This is a genomic window from Pedobacter zeaxanthinifaciens (assembly GCF_003313335.1).
GTDB lineage: Bacteria > Bacteroidota > Bacteroidia > Sphingobacteriales > Sphingobacteriaceae > Pedobacter > Pedobacter zeaxanthinifaciens.
Window position 1 is genome coordinate 97,328 of the sequence record NZ_QMHP01000007.1, and the last position, 18,485, is coordinate 115,812.

Annotated in this window: 10 protein-coding genes; 3 read left to right on the top strand and 7 right to left on the bottom strand. The window is 39.2% G+C overall.

The window, feature by feature from the left end; all coding sequences use genetic code 11:
* Positions 1 to 7: 7 nt before the first annotated feature.
* From DUT68_RS12480 to DUT68_RS12495, 4 genes are all read right to left on the bottom strand, one after another.
* Positions 8 to 2,644, bottom strand: a complete 2,637-nt coding sequence (locus tag DUT68_RS12480) for a gliding motility-associated C-terminal domain-containing protein (RefSeq protein WP_157960861.1) — start codon at positions 2,642 to 2,644, stop codon at positions 8 to 10.
* Between the two features lie 62 nt (positions 2,645 to 2,706).
* Positions 2,707 to 3,504: a DUF4397 domain-containing protein gene (locus tag DUT68_RS12485; RefSeq protein ID WP_113638539.1), complete on the bottom strand. Its 798-nt coding sequence runs from the start codon at positions 3,502 to 3,504 to the stop codon at positions 2,707 to 2,709.
* Between the two features lie 11 nt (positions 3,505 to 3,515).
* Entirely contained in the window at positions 3,516 to 5,057 is a 1,542-nt protein-coding gene (locus tag DUT68_RS12490; RefSeq protein WP_113638540.1) for a SusD/RagB family nutrient-binding outer membrane lipoprotein, read from the bottom strand.
* Between the two features lie 11 nt (positions 5,058 to 5,068).
* Entirely contained in the window at positions 5,069 to 8,158 is a 3,090-nt protein-coding gene (locus tag DUT68_RS12495; RefSeq protein ID WP_113638541.1) for a SusC/RagA family TonB-linked outer membrane protein, read from the bottom strand.
* A 261-nt stretch (positions 8,159 to 8,419) separates the two neighbouring features.
* Between DUT68_RS12495 and DUT68_RS12500 the strand changes: the two genes are divergently transcribed.
* Positions 8,420 to 9,166 carry a DeoR/GlpR family DNA-binding transcription regulator gene (locus DUT68_RS12500; RefSeq protein ID WP_113638542.1) on the top strand — a complete coding sequence of 249 codons (747 nt, stop codon included), beginning with the start codon at positions 8,420 to 8,422 and terminating at the stop codon, positions 9,164 to 9,166.
* Positions 9,167 to 9,233: 67 nt separating this feature from the next.
* On the opposite strand, the gene DUT68_RS12505 is transcribed toward DUT68_RS12500, so the two are convergent.
* The 3 genes from DUT68_RS12505 to DUT68_RS12515 form a co-directional block, all read right to left on the bottom strand.
* Positions 9,234 to 10,535 carry a RagB/SusD family nutrient uptake outer membrane protein gene (locus DUT68_RS12505; RefSeq protein ID WP_113638543.1) on the bottom strand — a complete coding sequence of 434 codons (1,302 nt, stop codon included), beginning with the start codon at positions 10,533 to 10,535 and terminating at the stop codon, positions 9,234 to 9,236.
* 16 nt (positions 10,536 to 10,551) lie between these two features.
* Complete coding sequence (locus DUT68_RS12510) at positions 10,552 to 13,671, bottom strand: SusC/RagA family TonB-linked outer membrane protein (protein WP_113638544.1); 3,120 nt, start codon at positions 13,669 to 13,671, stop codon at positions 10,552 to 10,554.
* Between the two features lie 124 nt (positions 13,672 to 13,795).
* On the bottom strand, positions 13,796 to 14,992 hold the full coding sequence (locus tag DUT68_RS12515) for an anhydro-N-acetylmuramic acid kinase (RefSeq protein ID WP_113638545.1): 1,197 nt from the start codon (positions 14,990 to 14,992) through the stop codon (positions 13,796 to 13,798).
* Positions 14,993 to 15,249: 257 nt separating this feature from the next.
* On the opposite strand from DUT68_RS12515, the gene nagB reads away from it, so the two are divergent.
* Complete coding sequence (gene nagB, locus DUT68_RS12520; RefSeq protein ID WP_113638546.1) at positions 15,250 to 17,169, top strand: glucosamine-6-phosphate deaminase; 1,920 nt, start codon at positions 15,250 to 15,252, stop codon at positions 17,167 to 17,169.
* Between the two features lie 148 nt (positions 17,170 to 17,317).
* The gene (locus DUT68_RS12525; RefSeq protein WP_113638547.1) at positions 17,318 to 18,466 is read left to right on the top strand and encodes an acyltransferase family protein; all 1,149 of its coding nucleotides are present in this window, start codon (positions 17,318 to 17,320) and stop codon (positions 18,464 to 18,466) included.
* Positions 18,467 to 18,485: the final 19 nt, after the last annotated feature.

Genomic DNA, 18,485 nt, shown 5'->3' on the forward strand with positions numbered 1-18,485 from the left:
TGAACTTTTATCTAATTATTGTTAAACTACCTGTTAATGGATCGCAATTGGCGCTCAAAATGATCTTATAAAAGTAAACGCCAACGGGCAGATTGTTTCCAGCTTGGGTGCCATCAAATGGTTTATTGTAGCCCTTGCTGGTAAAAACTTTATTGCCCGTTCTATCAAAAACGTTAAAAGTTGCATCAGGATAATTATCAACCCCTTCTATTTTCCATACATCATTGATGGCATCGCCGTTGGGCGTAAACGCATTAGGCACTTTTATAGGTGTAATTTTCAGCGTACCGAAATCAGCCACATCACTTAATACTTCACAGCCAAACCTATCGGTCACGCTCAAATAGTATTTATCCAAAGGAACATTATTTAGCTCAATACCGCTTGCCACCTCATCACCATTAGCATTAAACCAAGTGTAGGTGTAGGGAGCTGTTTGTCCATTTACGGAAATTCCTTTTATGCTTCCTTTTGTGCCATCGCAATTTACATAAAGCTTTTGAGCCGCTTGGTTAATTACGGGCAACGGAATTCTGGTAATGCTATAACTTTTAATGGTGTAGCTGCAGCCAAAGTTGCTGTAGCCTTTCAGTGTATATGTACCCGGCGATAAATTACTGATACTGGGCCCTCTACCAATTTCACTACCGCTGGCGTTAAACCACCTCAATTCATCCGGCTGCACGGTTTGAAACCCCATCACCTGGATGCTCCCATTTGATGAACTGCAGCTGGCATCATTCACCTGCTCCCGCGAAACTTTATAATCAAACTCCACATTGTTAACCGTGTAATTTGGCGAAATGATATTACAGGTTCCCAACTGAGTGGTGAAATAGTATATCCCGCTAGGCACGTTGAGCAAATCTGCCGCCCGACTTACTTCGGTACCGGCGGAGTTGTACCAAATTTTAGAGGAGCCATTTAATGTGGTTATACCTTTAATTGATCCGTTTGATTGACCACAGTAAGCTGCAGTAATCACTTTATTTGCCTCGGATATTCCTGTTGAATTAGAACTTATGGTGTACGACTGCGAAATTACCGAACAGGAATTATTTTGCCTTGCCGTTAATTTGTAAGTGCCGGGACCTACATTCTCCAAATCTTTTGCGTTACCTACAATGGCACCGCTGGCATTGCGCCATTCGAATATGGAGGCATCATAAGTCACAATGCCCTTAATGCTCCCCGTTGGTTGATTACAAATTACATTGGTGATAGTTACCCTGGTTTCATCAATTAATGGCTTGGAAAACGTTGCAGTGGCGCCATCTGGATTAGTTCCCATACTAGTTACAGACCTGGATAAATCAATTGCTCCATTGTAGCTCCAGTTGCCTGTACTATTTGTGGCAATGGTGGCAATCCAATCTTTCCCCTGACAATCAGAACAGGCATCGGTATAAAATAGTTCAATTTTCGAATTTGGCAGATAAACACCGTTTACATTAGTAGCAGTAATATTTGAAATTTTAGAAGTGGTAACGGTTTTGTTGTTGGGCAAATTTACAAAGTCGATGGCTTTAATATTGCAATTGAAACTGTTGCGCAGGATGGAAACTGGATAAGTGAGCTCAAGGGTTACCGCTAGCTTGTTATAGGCTATTTCGTTACCTGTATTTGCCACACTACCTCCAATAACGCCACCAGCACTAAACTTGATGTAAATGCCCACATCATTACCAAAAGTACTCGTTCCCAAGCCGTTGGTGCCAATCTTATTGTTTTCTATATTGTAGCCACCATTTACATAATCTAAGTAAATACCCCTAGCTTGGCCGCAAATATAATTACCCACAATTTTTGGCCTACTTGCATCGCCGTTAATGTAAATTCCATTGGCATTAGCCGCCCTATATTGCGTATTTTTGTTAACTGATAAACCTATGGTATTGTTAATGATGCTAATCTGTTGATCGGCCCCGCCTAATGCTATACCATTTCTGGTATGTGCGGCGATGATATTTCCTTCTGCAAGCAAATTGCCGCCTACTAAGCCATCTTTAAGAAAACTCACATCAATTGCCGACTCATTAGGTAAAACTGCCTGACCGTTTGGGGAAAGCCCAAATATGTTTGCACTTATTTTTAGATTAACCACATCCTGCCTAGGAATAATAAAAGGCGAAAGAATACCGGCATAACTCCCATTGAAACAATTAGGCTTATTTACGGCTCCTATAATGATATTGGTTGAATTGCGAAGGTAAATCCCCGATTTTTTCTCTTCAATTGGGCCTAAAGGATCAGATTGAAAGCTGGAAAATTCAATACCGTAAATCTCTACATCTTTTGCATTATCCAAACGCAAGCCACTAAAGTAAATGGATGATATTTTGGTTAGCGACACCTTAATGTTTGGATTACCTAAAAAGCTTGTTGGCTGGCTAGTGCCGTCGATAACAATGTTAGAGCTTAAGATAGGAAGCTCGGAACTTAACTGAATAGTTACTCCTGCAGCGTTTGTTGAAATTAAGTTGAAATAGATAAAATCTCGGTCGACAATTCCATTGGCATTGGCAGTTTGAATAGCATCTCTAAGCGTCCCAGGGCCCGAATCAGCGTTGCTTGTAACCACAATTACAGCGCCTTGTGTAACCCGCCAAACAACCAATAATAAAAGCGTTAACCAAAACCTCATGTTGTAAAAATAAAAAAACCAAGCCGAAAAGTGGCTTGGTTTTTTATGCATTATCTATACACCTAGTAAAATGTTGTGTAAAAGCTAAGTGTTGGTGGGAAAGTAACGTTGTTAATGATACCTCTAACATACAACGTATAAGCTCTTCCTTTTGTAAATGTACTTGTAAAAGTAGTTGTTACCGCGGTGTTAGTTTGAGGGTTAACAAGTAAAAAGTTCAATGATGTAGTTGGACCTCCGCCCGGACTAGAAATTTCCGCCCAATCTGAAGCAGCACCTACCGCTATATTACTTAATATCTTTGGATCAGCAACGGTTGTTCCTCTCACCAAATCCAAGCTGGTACCGCCACTTAAAACATTAACTAATTTAAAGAAAACTTTTGTACTGTCTAATGCTGGCCTAACATCCTCTATAACTAAATTAGCAGGGATTTTTTTGTTCACTGCATCATAAGTTCCGTTAGGAATTATTGTATAGTACTTTCCTGGTGCCGGATTAATTGTAGCACTGAATACCTCCAAACTTGGATCAGCAGTAGCAGCAGGAATTATTTTCCCTGTTAAAGTTTGGCTTCCAGGTGTAGCAACCGCATATCCAAAGTCAGGAAACACTTGATTATAGATATAACCCGTATTTTCAATTCCAGTGGTAGATTGTTTAGTAGAAAACTTAGCTCCATTTAAGTAGAAGTTAACCACAGGACTATTTGGACTCAAATTTAAAATTTTCAAATAAGAATACTTCGGATCACCTACGGCAATTTTTTCATACTTGGTGTTCTCAACCAAGCCCTTATCTGGTTTACAAGATGCAAAGAATACAATGCAACCTGCCATAAAATATAATATCTTTTTCATTGTCGTATTTATTAAGGTTCAGAAAACCACATTTTAACTGTATGATAATCAACTTTATCGGCTCCAATTTTTCTCAACGCTTCAATATTCCAGATATATTCTGAGTTATATCTAGGGCGATATCTCTGCGCTGGTTTTCCTCCGTTATCAGCAAAGAAAGAAGATGGGAATACATACACTTGATCGTAAGGTTTATTGCCTTGAGCATCACCTACCATGTAGTTGTATTTACGTAAATCCGACCACGTTTCAACAAAACCGTAAGCATATAATGCTAGGTATTTTTGTAACATGATATCCTTAAGTGTTAAAGTTGCTTCCGTTTGCTTTACAGAGGCGCTAGTCATGTAAGCTGTTTTTTGTGCAGTAGTAATCGCTGTACCTAATGCACTCACAAAGTCGATACTAGATGAAATACCATTTTGGTAAGCAATTAAAGCTGTTGTTTTATCACCTTTTCTGAATGCAGCTTCAGCTTTGATAAATTGCATTTCCGAATAAGTCATGATTGGGAAGCCAGCATTGTCTTTGAACAAATATCTACCAGTTCCAGCTCCTGGGTTAACAGTTCCAAATGAACCCCAAAGGTTTGGAATTTGCGCTGGAGCAGTTCCAGCAGCAGAACTGCCAGGTGTAGTTCCTCTATACACACCGTCCTGACTAGGGGCAATCATAGTGGCTCTTCTTGGATCAATTACTGAACCTGCAGTACCTGTAAAATAAGTTCCATCTAACAAACCAACAATAATCCTAGTCTGTCTGTAAGATGCTAAGTTAGCTCTAACCGGACCGTAGAAGTTAGCATCTGTACTATTAGCGCCATTGTTAGGAACAATGAAGTTATCGCCATTGTTAGCTAATGATTTATCTACATACTCGATTACTTTGTTTGGATCATAGCTTGCTTTGTTGATCAAATTGCTAGCATTTCTAGCTAAAATACCGTAACAAAACTTAATCCATTTGCTAGCATCACCTTTATAAACCAAATCACCAACAGCTAATTTAGCAACAGTACCAGTACCGTCAGTTCTTGAAAATGCAGCAATTGCTTCAGTAGCTTCTTTAACCGCTTCTGCGTAAGCTACTTGTTGAGAATCGTAATCAAATTTATAGCGGTTAGGCTCATAAGCTTGCTTCACGATGATATCACCATGGTAATCAGTAGTGATTTGCCATCCCCAAGCTTTCAAAGCTTTAGCCAAACCAACATAATTCCACTCTTGTTTAGTTGAACTATCTTCAATGATAAGATTTAAGTTAGCTCCTAAACCATAGTAGTTTGTACGCCAGATTTCTCCCATGGCATCACTTGCTGCTAACCATCCGTGTGTTTCACCTACGTTAACAGCACCTCCAAAGTATTGGATTAAGCCGCCCAAGTAACGTGAATCAAACTGTACACCACGCTCCATTTGAGCAAAAAGTGGTGGAGTAAGCGTTTTACTATCTGGAATTTGTGGCGTGGCTGGATCCGTGTTGATATCAAACCACTTTTTACATCCAGAGGAAGTAACCGCTAATGCAATTAATAATATATATATCTTTTTCATTTCTGTAATGATTAAAATCCTACCCTTAAACCAAAATTGTAACCCCTAGGTAATCCAGAAGAACCGAAATCAATACCTGTACCACCTGTACCGCCAGAAGCTGCACTTAAGCCGTTAACAGATGGATCTACACCTTTATAGTTGGTTAACAACCATAAATCAGTTCCAGTAAAGAAAACACTTGCGCTGCTTAACACCTTAGTTTTAGCTAAGAATGATTTAGGTAAGCTGTAGCTCAAAGTAATATCTTTCAAACGTAACCAGTTGATATCTTTCTCGATAAAATCTCTCGTGTTATAGTTTGTAGAATAGTACGAAGTACTTCTAGAAGGGATTACGATAATATTATTTTTCGTAGGAGTTGCCGTATTTTCCAAACCGTCACGTAAAACACCTTCGATGATTCTAGGCTCTTCACGATCTAATGTTCTTGTTGACATACCTCTTGCGTATAAATAAAGCTCGGTAGCATTGTAAATATCTCCACCTTTTCTGATATCAAATAAGAATGATAATTGGAAATTTTTATAAGTGAAGGTATTGTTTAAACCGATACCAAAATCAGGAGCCGTATCACCAATTTGAGTCCAATCAGCACTTACATAAGGCATACCATTGGTTGGGTTGATTAAGATATCACCGTTGTTGTTTCTCATGTACTCACGACTTGCCAATGCTGATACCGAAGAACCTTTCACATATTGTCTTCTCACGTTATCAAACAACCAAGTATCAGAAACGTAGAAGGTATCTTGCTCACCTGGTAAAGCTTTAATTTCGCCTCTAACTCTGGTTACGTTAGCTCTAATATTCCATGAGAAGTTTTCTTTTTTGATAGGTGTACCGCTCAATGAAAGCTCAAAACCGTTATTTACAACCACACCACTGTTGATGTACATTAATATACCTCCAGTAGCATAACTTAAACGAGGAGCGGTAATCTGGCCATCACTATTAACGTGATAGTAAGAGAAGTTGGCAGTTAACCTATCTTTGAAGAAACCTAAATCAATACCAGCCTCAGTTGAGGTGGTAAACTCAGCTCTCAAATCAGAGTTACCTAAAGTTACATCAGTTGCAAATCCGCCACCTGTAGTACCTTGAGCAATTAGCTTAGTTCTAGTGATGTAAGCATAACGTGGATCTTTACCTGACTGACCCCAAGATCCTCTTAATTTACCTGTTGATAACCAACCAAGTTTTTTAAACGGTGCTAGATCAGAGAATACGAAACTTAATGAGGTAGCTGGATAGAAGAAAGAAATTCCTTTATCGTAAGGCAAGGTCGATGAAAAATCCATACGGCCTGTAAAAGTTAAGTACAGAATATCATCGTATCCCAACTCAGCTTGCCCAAAAGCACCCATCTTTCTCTTATTTACATCCGTATACTGTACACGTTGCGTGGTTGGGTCAGTATTGTTCATACTGTAAAAATTCGACTGATAGAATTTTGTACCTTTTTGTGCGGTCACTTCATCGCTAAAATCCAGAAGGTCGTAACCTACCCTTAATACTGGAGAAAATTTACCAAATTTCTTCTTAGCAGTTGCTACAAAAGCTGCATTGTACTGCACTTGATTCTCAGCAAAGGTGTTAATACCACCACCTACGTTAGAACTTCCCGAAGCAGTTGAGAAATAAGACTCCGGATGGAAAGCGCTTAAACCTTGCATGGTATAAACGTCCATACCCACATTTCCTTGGAAACTTAACCAGTTAGTTGGTTTATAAGTAAGGCCTATATTACTAAGTATGCGGTTTAATTTATCATAGTTTGGATTGTTTTCCATTGCCCAAATAGGGTTATCAATTTCTGCTGAATTTACACCAGTAATTGTTCTTCTACCTCCTGTAGCAGTATACCTATTTGTAATATCGTCTACTAAAGGCCAAGTTAAAACACTTAACATTGGACTTGATGCACCTTTATAAGTTTTATCTGTTTTGTTAGAGATAAAGTTCAAAGAAGCATTTGTACTAATTTTATCGCTTACTTTTGCTGTACCAGTTAACCTTAAGTTCAAACTTTTATAATTTGTACCTGGAATAACACCACCTTGATCTGTATAGCTTAAAGAAGTTCTTACACTCAAGGCATCAGTACCGCCCTCAACAGCTGCATTATGTCGTTGTGTGAAACCAGTTTGATAAAAAGCACCTAAATTGTCGTATTTTTTAAAACGCTCAGGGTATCTAGCACCGAAGAAAGTTCTAGTACGAACCTCTTCATCAAAAATACCACCGTCACCACCGCCAAACTCATCTTGTACATCAGGGAAACGATAAGCAGTTTCCATTCTGAAAGAGTTATTGTAACTTACTTTAGCTTTACCAGCTTTTGCTCTTTTGGTTGTAATTACCACAGCACCAGAAGCACCTTGAGTACCATATAATGCAGAAGCCTCAGGACCTTTCAAAATAGTAACCGATTCGATTTCCTCTGGGTTGATATCCATCCCCCTGTTACCATAATCATTACCTCTGTTAAAAGTTCCTTGTCCTACCAAGTTGTACTCGCTAAAAGTATTGTTAGAGATAGGCAAACCATCTACCACAAAAAGCGGCTGGTTGTCGCCATCTAAAGAAACCGCTCCACGGATAATAATTTGTGAAGAAGCTCCCGGAACACCTTGAGTTGGCGTAACAGTTACACCTGCTACCCTACCTTGAAGTGCATTAATAAAGTTGTCACGCTGGGTTTGCGCTATTTCAGGGCCACCCACCGACTGTGCATCGTAACCTAAAGATCTTTTAGACCTTTCGATACCGAAAGCAGTTACCACAACCTCGTTAAGGGCTTTGGTATCGGCACTAAGAGCAACGTTAATTGTTGTAGAAGCTCCAACGGTTTGTTCTTTAGTTGTCATACCTAAGTAGATAAACTGAAGCACATCTCCTTTGTTAGCTTTGATGGTGTAAATACCGCTAGTGTTGGCTTGAGCCGCAACAGAGCTTCCCTTAACCTTAACAGTGGCGCCCGGTATTGGCATGCCATCTGCCTCAGAAGTTACCTTTCCTGTGATAGTAACCTGCTGCGCCATTACCTGCAATGCCAAGAGAAAGGATCCCAAGAACAGCATGAGTAATTTTTTTTTCATAAACTCTCGTTTGGTTAATTAGTAATTAAATCGTTTAGTTGTGATATTCGTTGTAGGAGAAAAACGCATATTAACGCAATTACCCTATTTCTTAAGTAAATATCACAACTTTTTTGATTAAAAAAAGAATTTTTCTGAAAAAAATATAAATTACCGTTAGAACCCCGCAGAAATCCGCATTAAAATTTCACGCCTTTTAAGAATTGATTACGAATTAATTATTTTTTGCTACCTTAAACCCTTGTTAAATACCACTAAAAAATGTTAAAAAAAGAACGCCACAACATTATCATGCGTCAAATTAATCTCCATAATCGGGTGTTAAGCTCGGATTTAGTGGAGTTACTAAATGTATCTGAGGATACAATAAGAAGAGATTTACAAGAGCTAGCCGACGAAAATCTTCTGAATAAGGTACATGGCGGCGCTCTCTCAAAATCTTACCAATCATCTTTTGATGACAGCAAGGTATATGCTAAAGATGCAAAAATCACCATTGCTAAAAAGACAGCCTCTTTAATTAAGGACGGCATGGTTGTGCTTACTGGAGGAGGGACAACTGTAATTGAGTTAGCAAAGCAACTGCCGCAGCATTTGCATGCCACATTTATCACCATTAGTCCTTTAGTGGCAGTTGAATTGGCTAAATACGAAAAAATTGAGGTAATTTTAATTGGCGGCCTGTTTGCAAAAAACTCGCAAATTAGCTACGGCGGCCATGTAATTAGCCAACTGGCTGATATTAGGGCAGATTTGTGTTTAATGGGAACTAGTGCACTAGACCCTGTTGACGGCGTTACTGATACCGACTGGGAAATTAACCAGTTGAAAAAAGCGATGATTGCCTCGTCGAAAAAAACAGCCGTGTTATGTATCTCTGAGAAATTGGGGATTACACTGAGGTTAAAAGTTGCAGGGCTAGAGACTATTAGCTATTTAATTACAGAATTAGATCCAAGCAGCGAAACATTGGCTTCCTATCAAACTAAGGGATTGCAAATCATTTAACCGATATTCTTAATAAACAACAAAGGCCAGAATTTCTTCTGGCCTTCGTTGTTTAGAAACGGCTTTATTAAAAAGCGGGATCTGCTGGAGTGTTGGTATTATTATCCCTCTCGGTAAATGGATAAGGGAAGAAATTCCTCTTTCTCTCAGAAGTAGGTCTGTTGAACCTACGCATATCTTCTATCTTCAAACCCGACATGTACAATTCAACACAACGTTGCTTGTAAACTTCGTCTAACAACTGTGCTTGAGTTAACGGCCCAGCTATAGCAGTTAGACCTGCGCCCACTCCAAAAGGATCAGCAGAAGGTGCTTTAGTTATCACTTTGTTCAACTCAACTAGCGCATTGGTCAAATCTGGTGTAGCTTGTCTAGCTAAAGCCTCGGCTTTAATCAAAGTAATTTCGCCCGGCAAATAAATAGGATACGAAGTTGTGCTTGTCAACCCAAAACCTCCAATTCTCACTGCAGGTGCGGATGATGATGTTGCTGTATAAAAAGTTAACCTTTTATCTGCAGCATTCGGGACATTCGTTCCAGTTAAACCTAAGTTGGCATCAGTCGGCTGGAAAACATTATTGCTCGAGGTGGCAATTTCAAAAATTGGATTAAGCGTAAGCACATCAAAGTTAAACGTCGACTTCTTCGTTAAATCAACTAGATTAGCTGCGCTTAAAGCCAGCGTATAATTTCCAGCAAACAATGCATAACGAGCTTTTAACGCATAAATCGTATTGGCAATATCAATTCCAGCTGGAATATTACTAGCAAAAGAAGTGCTGATTGGATTTGCTTGTATAGTAGACAACGCATTGTCTAAAACAGCGATCGCCTTTACAAACCCTTCATTTCGAGTGATAAAAGTAACATTTTTACCTGTACCCGAAGGGATTTTTTCCCAGTATTGCGACATGTTTCCTAAAGCCAAAGCTTTAAAAATACTGGCATAGGCAATCAAACCAGATGCATAATTTTTATCTCCAAGCTGCGCTGCATTAACTATTACGTTATCAGCATCATAAATAATCTTACTTGCATTAGTCCACATATTTGCTAAAATGGTGTTCGTACCATCAACTGCAATACCACCTGTGAACAACTGTAACTCAGGAACATTACCTTGGTTCATCAGTAGCACTTCGTTGGTAACGAAGCCATTCGCAGTAATTGAATTGTATAACAATCCTGGTCTGCTTGAAGTGTATAACTTGTGTAAGCCAACCGCAACACCTGTCAATCCTTTTGATGAGCTCAATACGTCGTTAGCATTGGCTCCTCCCGCATTTTTGTAATCCTTTTTACAAGCGGCAGTACCCAAAAGTAAAAAAGCCATAAAAATCGCAGGAATTTTGTTTATATATCTTTTCATATCTGAATTCTTATGATTAAAATTTAACCTGTAAACCTAATGTGAATGTGCGTGGAATTGGAACAGAGCCGAAATCAATATTACGTAAAATAGTTGACTGACCTCCAGAGTTCAACTCTGGGTCGAATCCTTTATAATTATCCCATGATACCAGATTCCTACCGCTTAAATTAACTGTCAAATCTCTCAAGAAAGAAACTTTTCCTACATTGTAGCTTAAAGAGATCTCTCTTAATTTAACAAAAGAGCCATCATCAACACGCCATTCTTCGATAGCATATACGCCAGCAATGTAACCACGAGGATAAATTCCCAAATGCTCTTTCTCAGCTTCTTTTCCATTACCAACTCCTTGTCTTGTACGCCAGTCAGCATTCCATACTTCACCGCCTTGCACGGCATCTAACTGAATGCGTAAATTAAATTTCTTATAAGAAAAATCATTCACGATGGACATCGTATAATCAGGATTTGGATCGCCCACCACTTTACGCAATGGAGTTCCCGTTGGCAAACCATTGGCATCTCTTTGAACTGTGTAGGTAGTAGCTGATGTTTGAATGCCCCTTTCAGTTAACGGTATACCTGCTGCGTTTTTTAATAAGCTTCCATCTGCATTACGTGCAAAGAAAGTACCATAAAACACACCCACAGGCTGGCCATCAATGATAGCAATAGGCGCTCCAGCATTTGTACTCAACAACCTTAAGCCCCCAGTTCCAACAGCTGTATTTCTGTTTCTATTATAAATGATGCTGGCATTCCATTTAAAATCTTCAGTTTTTAATGGCATACCTGTTAACATCAGCTCAACACCTTTGTTTTTTAAGCCTCCAAAGTTGTCTAGCAAGCTCGAGAAACCATTAGTAGGTGCAATAACCACTGGCAGTAGTAGTTGATTTACCTTTTTATTGTACCAGTTAAAGGTAAGTCCTAATCTATTTTTAAAGAAAGACATATCAGTACCAATTTCCAACTCTTTTTGAACCTCCGGCACAACAGAAGTATTAGCCAAAGTCGAGCTAGAATTTAATGCTGTTTTGCCTAGGAACGAAGAAGAAGTATATTCGTTGAATCGAGCGTAAGGACCAATACCAGTAAGGTTACCTGATTCGCCATAAGCTGCTCTCACCTTAAATGAGTCCCACCAAGAGGAAACGCCTAAATCTTTCCAATAAGCAGCTGAAGACGGCACATAGCTCATATTTGCTTTTAAGTAAGTTTGCGTTCTTTGATCTTCACCAAATACGGTAGATTGATCTACACGGATGGCGGCAGTCACAAACCAGTGGTCCTTATACTTGAAATTTTGCTGTAAATAAGCTCCGCTAATGGCAAATTCAGATCTTGAATCACTATTAGGTAGCATTGTGCTAGCACCATTTACCGTTTGTACAAATGGCGCCAGACCTCTACCATTTAACAGAGAATATAAATCTTTTTGATACTGAAAAGAGCCTCCAAGTTGTGTCGTTGACAACAAATTTTCAACCACTTTAGCATTATAAGTCAAGTTCAGCTCATTATTAAACAATGTAGTGGTGGCATTTGCAGCACTAGCGTAACCGTTTAATGTTGGGTCTATCGCTCCGGTTGTTCCACCGCCGTAATATGCGGGTTGTGCATTGTATGCAAATGGGGGAATGAATGTTGTTCCATTTTGGATCGAATTATCCACACCCATTGTATAGTCGATAGACAGGTTTTTTACTGGATTTAATTTTAAACCTGCGTTTGCAATAATGCGATTTGTAAATTGCCTTTGTTTGATATCCTCTATTATGGAAACAGGATTTACTCGTCCATTAATATTCACTGCTTTCAGATTGCCCAAAGCATCTCTCGCCCAAATGTCATAGTAATTTCCAATTATATTAATAGAGTTTAACGGGGAAAAGAAAGAATTGCCATCAGGTTTTTCATTCGCATTGCTATGAACATAATTAAAACCTGCTGTCAACTTAGCCCAACTATTTAATTTCTGATCTACATTTGCCCTAAAATTATATCTAGTAAAATCAGTGTTTTTAACAATCCCTTGATTTTTAAAATAACCTGCTGATGTGTAGAATTTGGTGTCATCATTTCCGCCAGATACTGAAACGGTGTTATCCGTACCCATCGCAGTTCGGAAAATATAATCCTGATAATTGTAACGTGTTACGGCAACGGTATTATTTACGGCCGGACTTATGACATCTAATGGCACGTCAAATGCAGACCCAAACTTTGTTGGCGCCTGGTTAACTTCAACCTTTTTACGGAGTTCAGACATAATCATGCTGGTTGAAAAACTCACTTGTGGTTTACCGGAAGATCCTCTTTTGGTGAAGATTTGAATAACACCTGCATTAGCTCTAGAACCGTAGATAGCCGCAGCTGCAGCACCATTTAGCACCTCAATGCGTTCAATATCGTTCGGATTGATATCTACCATCCTATTCTGCCCAATACTTCCAATGAAATTCGCTCCGTCATAATTTTGAGAAGTGTTCGTAACTCTTGTTGTTGAATTATTTACGACAACACCATCGATGATATATAATGGATCCGACGAAGAGTTAATGGAACTTACGCCCCTCAACCTTACACTCATTCCACCTGCTGGATCACCGCTATTTTGGCTAATCTGAGCGCCGGGAGTTTTTCCTTGTAAACCCGAAAGTACATTTCCACTAGGTGATTTCAATAAGTCATCGCCTTTAACTGTACTAACGTAACTACCTAATTGTTTTCTTGTGGTACCTTGCGAAGTACCTGTTACAATCACTTCATCCAATCCCATCGCATCTTGCCCTAGGGCAAAATCAGCATTGACATTAGTATTGCTTCCGAGCGTGATTTGTTTTGTTGAGGTTTTGTAACCGATGAACGTTACTGAAAGTTGATAGTTGCCTGGGTTAAGTTTGGCACTAAGAGAATAAGTTCCATCGCTGTTTGCGGCTACGGCGAAATTAGTACCTTGCACCTTCACTCCTGCACCGGGAATTGGGGCTTTACTACCTTCTTCAGTAACCTTTCCAGTAATTACGTAACGTTTACTTTGCGCATTTGCTGTAACGAAAAACAGCAAAAAGATTGGCACTAAAAAAAGTACCCTCAAATGGACTTGCCATGAAGTTTTGAGTTTTTTCATACCTGATGTGAATATAAATGGTTAGTTTGTTGGCAAAATTGCCCGATATAGTATTAACTAAATCCCGATAAATATCAAGATTTTATTTTTACAATACCGCAAAAAAACGCAAATATCTTACAACTTATTTGGGCAAACTCAATTTTCCCATGCAAATAGATGGCACATTAACCCTTTCACCAAAATAAATTTGCCCACCGCAAAGGGTTTCATTAGCTAATAATGCAAACAATACCGCCTCTTTGGCATCTGGGTGAATTTCTAATGCTGAGGTGGTTTTGAAGGTGATTTGGGGCAATGCTTCCTTCAAAAAATCCAATAACAAAGGGTTGTGCATCCCACCACCGCTTAGATACAGCACAGGGTTATGCATATCGCTAAGCACCCTTTGAATCGAGTCAATAATACCTTGCGCAGAAAAACGGCAAAGTGTCGCCATTACATCTTCTTTGGCAATAGATGCTGTATCGCTTGCCTTTTGCGCATGCTCCAGGTAACTTAAACTGAACAGCTCAGGACCCGTAGTTTTTGGAAAAGCCGCTCCGAAAAAACTATCGTTCAGCAATTCCTTCAACAGTGCTTCGTTTACTTTACCTTTTCTTGCAATAGCAGCATCTTTATCATAATACAAGCCTGCAAAATGCTGCTGCACATATTGATCCATCAACGTATTGCCAGGACCTACATCTGTTGAAAACACCTTAGCAGCATCTAAACTGCCGGGCAAGTAAGTATAATTGGCAATTCCTCCGATATTAAGCATGATCCGATCTTCATTTTCTTTAGAAAAAATCAAATAATCACCATAAACGGCCAAAGGCGCTCCCTCTCCGCCTCCAGCGATATGTTTTTGCCTAAAATCACTCAAGGTAATGATGCCCGTATGCACTGCAATATGATCACCATCTCCTATTTGCAATGTTGCATTGGGCAGCCCTTCCCTTTTATGTAATGATTTGGGCGCATGGTAAATTGTTTGCCCATGGCTCGCAATGAAATCAATTTGATCGTTTCGGTAACCCCACTCTGCAATGGCAGCATTAATGAGTTGTGCATGAGTAATGGCCACCTGTTCATTCATCAAACAAACCATCTCCAAGTCAACTTCCCGTTTCGAAAAAATTGACTTCACCTGTTTTCTAAATACATCAGTATAATCAGCTGTTTTAAAATGAAGCAGTTTAATTTCGGTATTAGTGCCGTTACCTTTAAAAGCGCACAAGGCAATATCTAAACCATCCATAGAGGTTCCCGACATTAGGCCTATGATTAGTTTTTCTTCTTTATTTGATTTTTGGTAAAGGTTGGCGATTTGGTTCATCTTCTTGAAAAATAAGTAACCAAATAAACAAAAATTATATCCAAGTTGGCAAGCAGTAGCATGATTTATAGCTTTTAGCTCTTTTTGACAAAGCCGCTAAAAAAAGTTTTTTAATTTTTTTAAAAAGTGCAAACGCTTGCATTGGTACTTAAAGGCACTTTTTACGCAATGCTAAAGCATTCGGGTAGTTACCGCTATTTTTTTTTATAGTTAACTGTTCTATATTTACTGCTCCGTTCAATAAAAAACCAAGATTAATGGCAAGATTAAATCTCTTAGAAGAAACGAGGTTCGAAAAGCTTCCAGTAAGTATTTTTAAAAATCCGAAAGAAGCTTCTTTAAGTGTTGCAAATCGTATTGCATCACTGATTAAAGACAAACAACAAAAAGGCGAAAATGCAGTACTAGGCTTAGCTACAGGTGCTACTCCGGTAGCAGTTTATGCAGAATTGGTGAGGCTACACAAAGAGGAAGGCTTAAGTTTTAAAAACGTAATTACTTTCAATTTGGATGAGTATTTTCCAATGCAACCTAACTCTGTACAAAGTTACGTAACCTTTATGAATGAAAATCTTTTCAATCATATTGACATCGACCGAAACAATGTACACATTCCCGATGGCACTTTAAAACTTGAAGAAATTCCAGCTTTCTGTTTAGAATATGAAAAGAAAATAGAAAGACTTGGCGGACTGGATATTCAGATTTTAGGTATTGGTCGTACAGGCCACATTGGTTTTAACGAGCCGGGATCCGCACCAAACTCAGGCACCAGATTGGTGACTTTAGATGATTTGACACGTAGAGATGCTGCCCGCGATTTCGGTGGTAAATCTAACGTGCCAACCAAAGCTATAACCATGGGTATTGGTACTATTTTCAAAGCTAAGGAAATTATTTTAATGGCTTGGAATAGAAAAAAGGCTTCCATTATCAAAAAAGCCGTTGAAGGTGAAATTTCAAGTGAAGTACCAGCAACCTATTTACAACTTTCCGATAATGTTGAGTTTATTTTAGATCAAGATGCAGCTTCTGACCTTACTAGGTTTAACACTCCTTGGTTGGCAAGAGATTGCGATTGGACTCCTGAACTTACCCGTAAAGCGGTAATTTGGTTGGCAAGGCATTTGAAAAAACCTATCCTAAAGTTAACGGAAGATGACTATAACAACCATGGTATGGCGCAGTTAGCTACCGAACATGGCCCTGTTTACGACATTAACATTGATATCTTCAATAAATTACAGCATACTATTACTGGCTGGCCAGGTGGTAAACCTAATGCCGATGACAGTCAGCGTCCAGAAAGGGCAAATCCTGCCAAGAAAAGAGCAATTGTATTTTCTCCCCATCCTGATGATGATGTAATTTCTATGGGTGGAACTTTTATCAGATTGGCCGACCAGGGTCACGAAGTACATGTGGCATACCAAACTTCGGGTAATACTGCGGTTTGGGATGATGATGTGTTACGTTTCGTTGAATTCAACATCGATTTCTCTGAAAAAATGGGCATTGACCAAACACAAATGAGAAAAACTTACGAAGATATGCGTGAGTTTATGTCCAATAAACTTCCTAATCAGGTAGATACCGAAGAAATCAAATTGGTAAAAGGTTTAATTAGAAAAGGTGAAGCCATTGCAGGAGCTCGTTTTTCAGGACTTCCTGATGAAAACATCCATTTTATGGCCCTACCTTTTTATGAAACCGGCAAAGTGAAGAAGAATCCAGTTTCTGATGTAGATGTAGAAATGACCATGGAATTGCTTCAAAAAGTAAAGCCACAACAGGTATTTGCTGCTGGCGATTTTGAAGATCCGCATGGCACGCACATTGTTTGTTTTAATATCATTGTAGAAGCATTACGCCGTTTAAGAGCTACCGAAGACTGGGTAAACGACTGCTGGCTATGGATGTACCGAGGTGCTTGGCATGAATTTGAACCGCATGAAATTGAAATGGCAGTTCCATTGAGCCCTAACGAAGTGGAACGCAAGAAATTGGCTATTTTCAAACACCAATCTCAAAAGGATATTCCAGTTTTCCCTGGTGATGACCCTCGTGAGTTTTGGCAAAGGGCGGAAGACAGGAACCGAGAAACGGCAAAAATTTATGATGATTTAGGTTTAGCCGATTACGAGGCGATGGAAGCTTTCGTAAGATACCACTATTAGTCTCCCTTAGCTGATCCTGAAGAAGGAGAATGCGAACTTATTTTCCCTCGCTTTGGGAAAGATGTTAGAAGGGCAGAGGGGTTTAAAAAATATCTTCTATCTTTAGCGTAACAAACTAAATGATAGAAGATATTTTTATTTAAACAGTATGGAAAATAAACCACAGCGTCTCTTATCGCTCGATTTTTTCAGAGGACTAACGGTTGCTGCCATGATTTTGGTAAATAACCCTGGCAGTTGGGCACACATTTACCCTCCGTTGGAACATGCAGAATGGCATGGCTGTACACCTACCGATTTAGTATTTCCATTTTTTCTTTTCATAGTTGGCGTTTCTATCGCATATGCCATGGGCAGCAAAAGAGAAGACAGCACTACTCACTCGAAAACCATTTTCAAAGCACTAAAACGTTCTATCACCTTATTTTTACTAGGTTTTATCTTAGCATTCTTCCCGCGTAATTTTAGCGATTTCAATTTTTTTGAAGCGTTAAGTACGGTGCGTATCCCTGGAGTTTTACAACGTATTGCGGTAGTGTTCCTTATTTCATCTATCGTATTTTTAAAGCTAAGCGATAAACGGATTTTCCAAACCATGGTGGTGCTACTTTTTGGCTATTGGGCGTTAATGAATTTTGTTCCAGTACCTGATTTTGGGCCCGCAAACTTGGAAAAAGAAACCAACTTGGGCGCTTGGCTTGACCGTACCATTTTAACAGAAGCACATTTGTGGAAATCTGCCAAAACTTGGGATCCCGAAGGCATTTTGAGCACTATACCAGCCATCTGTACCTGTTTATTTGGCGTGTTGGTTGGCGTTTACTTGAAAAAGAAAAACGTTGAACCAGCTACCAAAATTGCCTGGTTGTTTTCGGTAGGCACTTTAACCGTAATTGGCGGCTTGCTGTGGGGTTTGCAGTTTCCAATTAACAAGGCATTATGGACCAGCTCCTATGTGCTTTACACTGGGGGTTTAGCCACCATTATTTTATCGCTTAGTTATTGGCTAATTGATGTAAATCAGTACAATCGCTTTACAAAACCCTTTGTGGTTTATGGTGTAAATGCCATTACCGTATTTTTTTTATCAGGCTTAATGCCAAGGTTGCTTAACATGATAAAAATTGATTTTGAAGGAGAAAAAGTTGGCGCATTAAGCTACACGTACAAGGCTTGGTTTGCTCCTGCTTTCGCCAATCCTTTAAATAGCTCATTAGCCTACGCCGTTGCGTTTGTAATGTGTTGGTATGTGATATTATGGGCCATGTATAAGAAAAACATCATCATCAAGGTTTAAAACAACAAGAAATGTTACA

What these genes read in the sequence shown, in the direction of transcription:
- DUT68_RS12500 (WP_113638542.1), top strand. Translation starts at nt 8,420, where the DNA reads ATGTTAAAAAAAGAACGCCACAACATTATCATGCGTCAAATTAATCTC.
- nagB (WP_113638546.1), top strand. Translation starts at nt 15,250, where the DNA reads ATGGCAAGATTAAATCTCTTAGAAGAAACGAGGTTCGAAAAGCTTCCA.
- DUT68_RS12480 (WP_157960861.1), bottom strand. Translation starts at nt 2,644, where the DNA reads ATGAGGTTTTGGTTAACGCTTTTATTATTGGTTGTTTGGCGGGTTACA.
- DUT68_RS12490 (WP_113638540.1), bottom strand. Translation starts at nt 5,057, where the DNA reads ATGAAAAAGATATATATATTATTAATTGCATTAGCGGTTACTTCCTCT.
- DUT68_RS12525 (WP_113638547.1), top strand. Translation starts at nt 17,318, where the DNA reads ATGGAAAATAAACCACAGCGTCTCTTATCGCTCGATTTTTTCAGAGGA.
- DUT68_RS12515 (WP_113638545.1), bottom strand. Translation starts at nt 14,992, where the DNA reads ATGAACCAAATCGCCAACCTTTACCAAAAATCAAATAAAGAAGAAAAA.
- DUT68_RS12485 (WP_113638539.1), bottom strand. Translation starts at nt 3,504, where the DNA reads ATGAAAAAGATATTATATTTTATGGCAGGTTGCATTGTATTCTTTGCA.
- DUT68_RS12510 (WP_113638544.1), bottom strand. Translation starts at nt 13,671, where the DNA reads ATGAAAAAACTCAAAACTTCATGGCAAGTCCATTTGAGGGTACTTTTT.
- DUT68_RS12505 (WP_113638543.1), bottom strand. Translation starts at nt 10,535, where the DNA reads ATGAAAAGATATATAAACAAAATTCCTGCGATTTTTATGGCTTTTTTA.
- DUT68_RS12495 (WP_113638541.1), bottom strand. Translation starts at nt 8,158, where the DNA reads ATGAAAAAAAAATTACTCATGCTGTTCTTGGGATCCTTTCTCTTGGCA.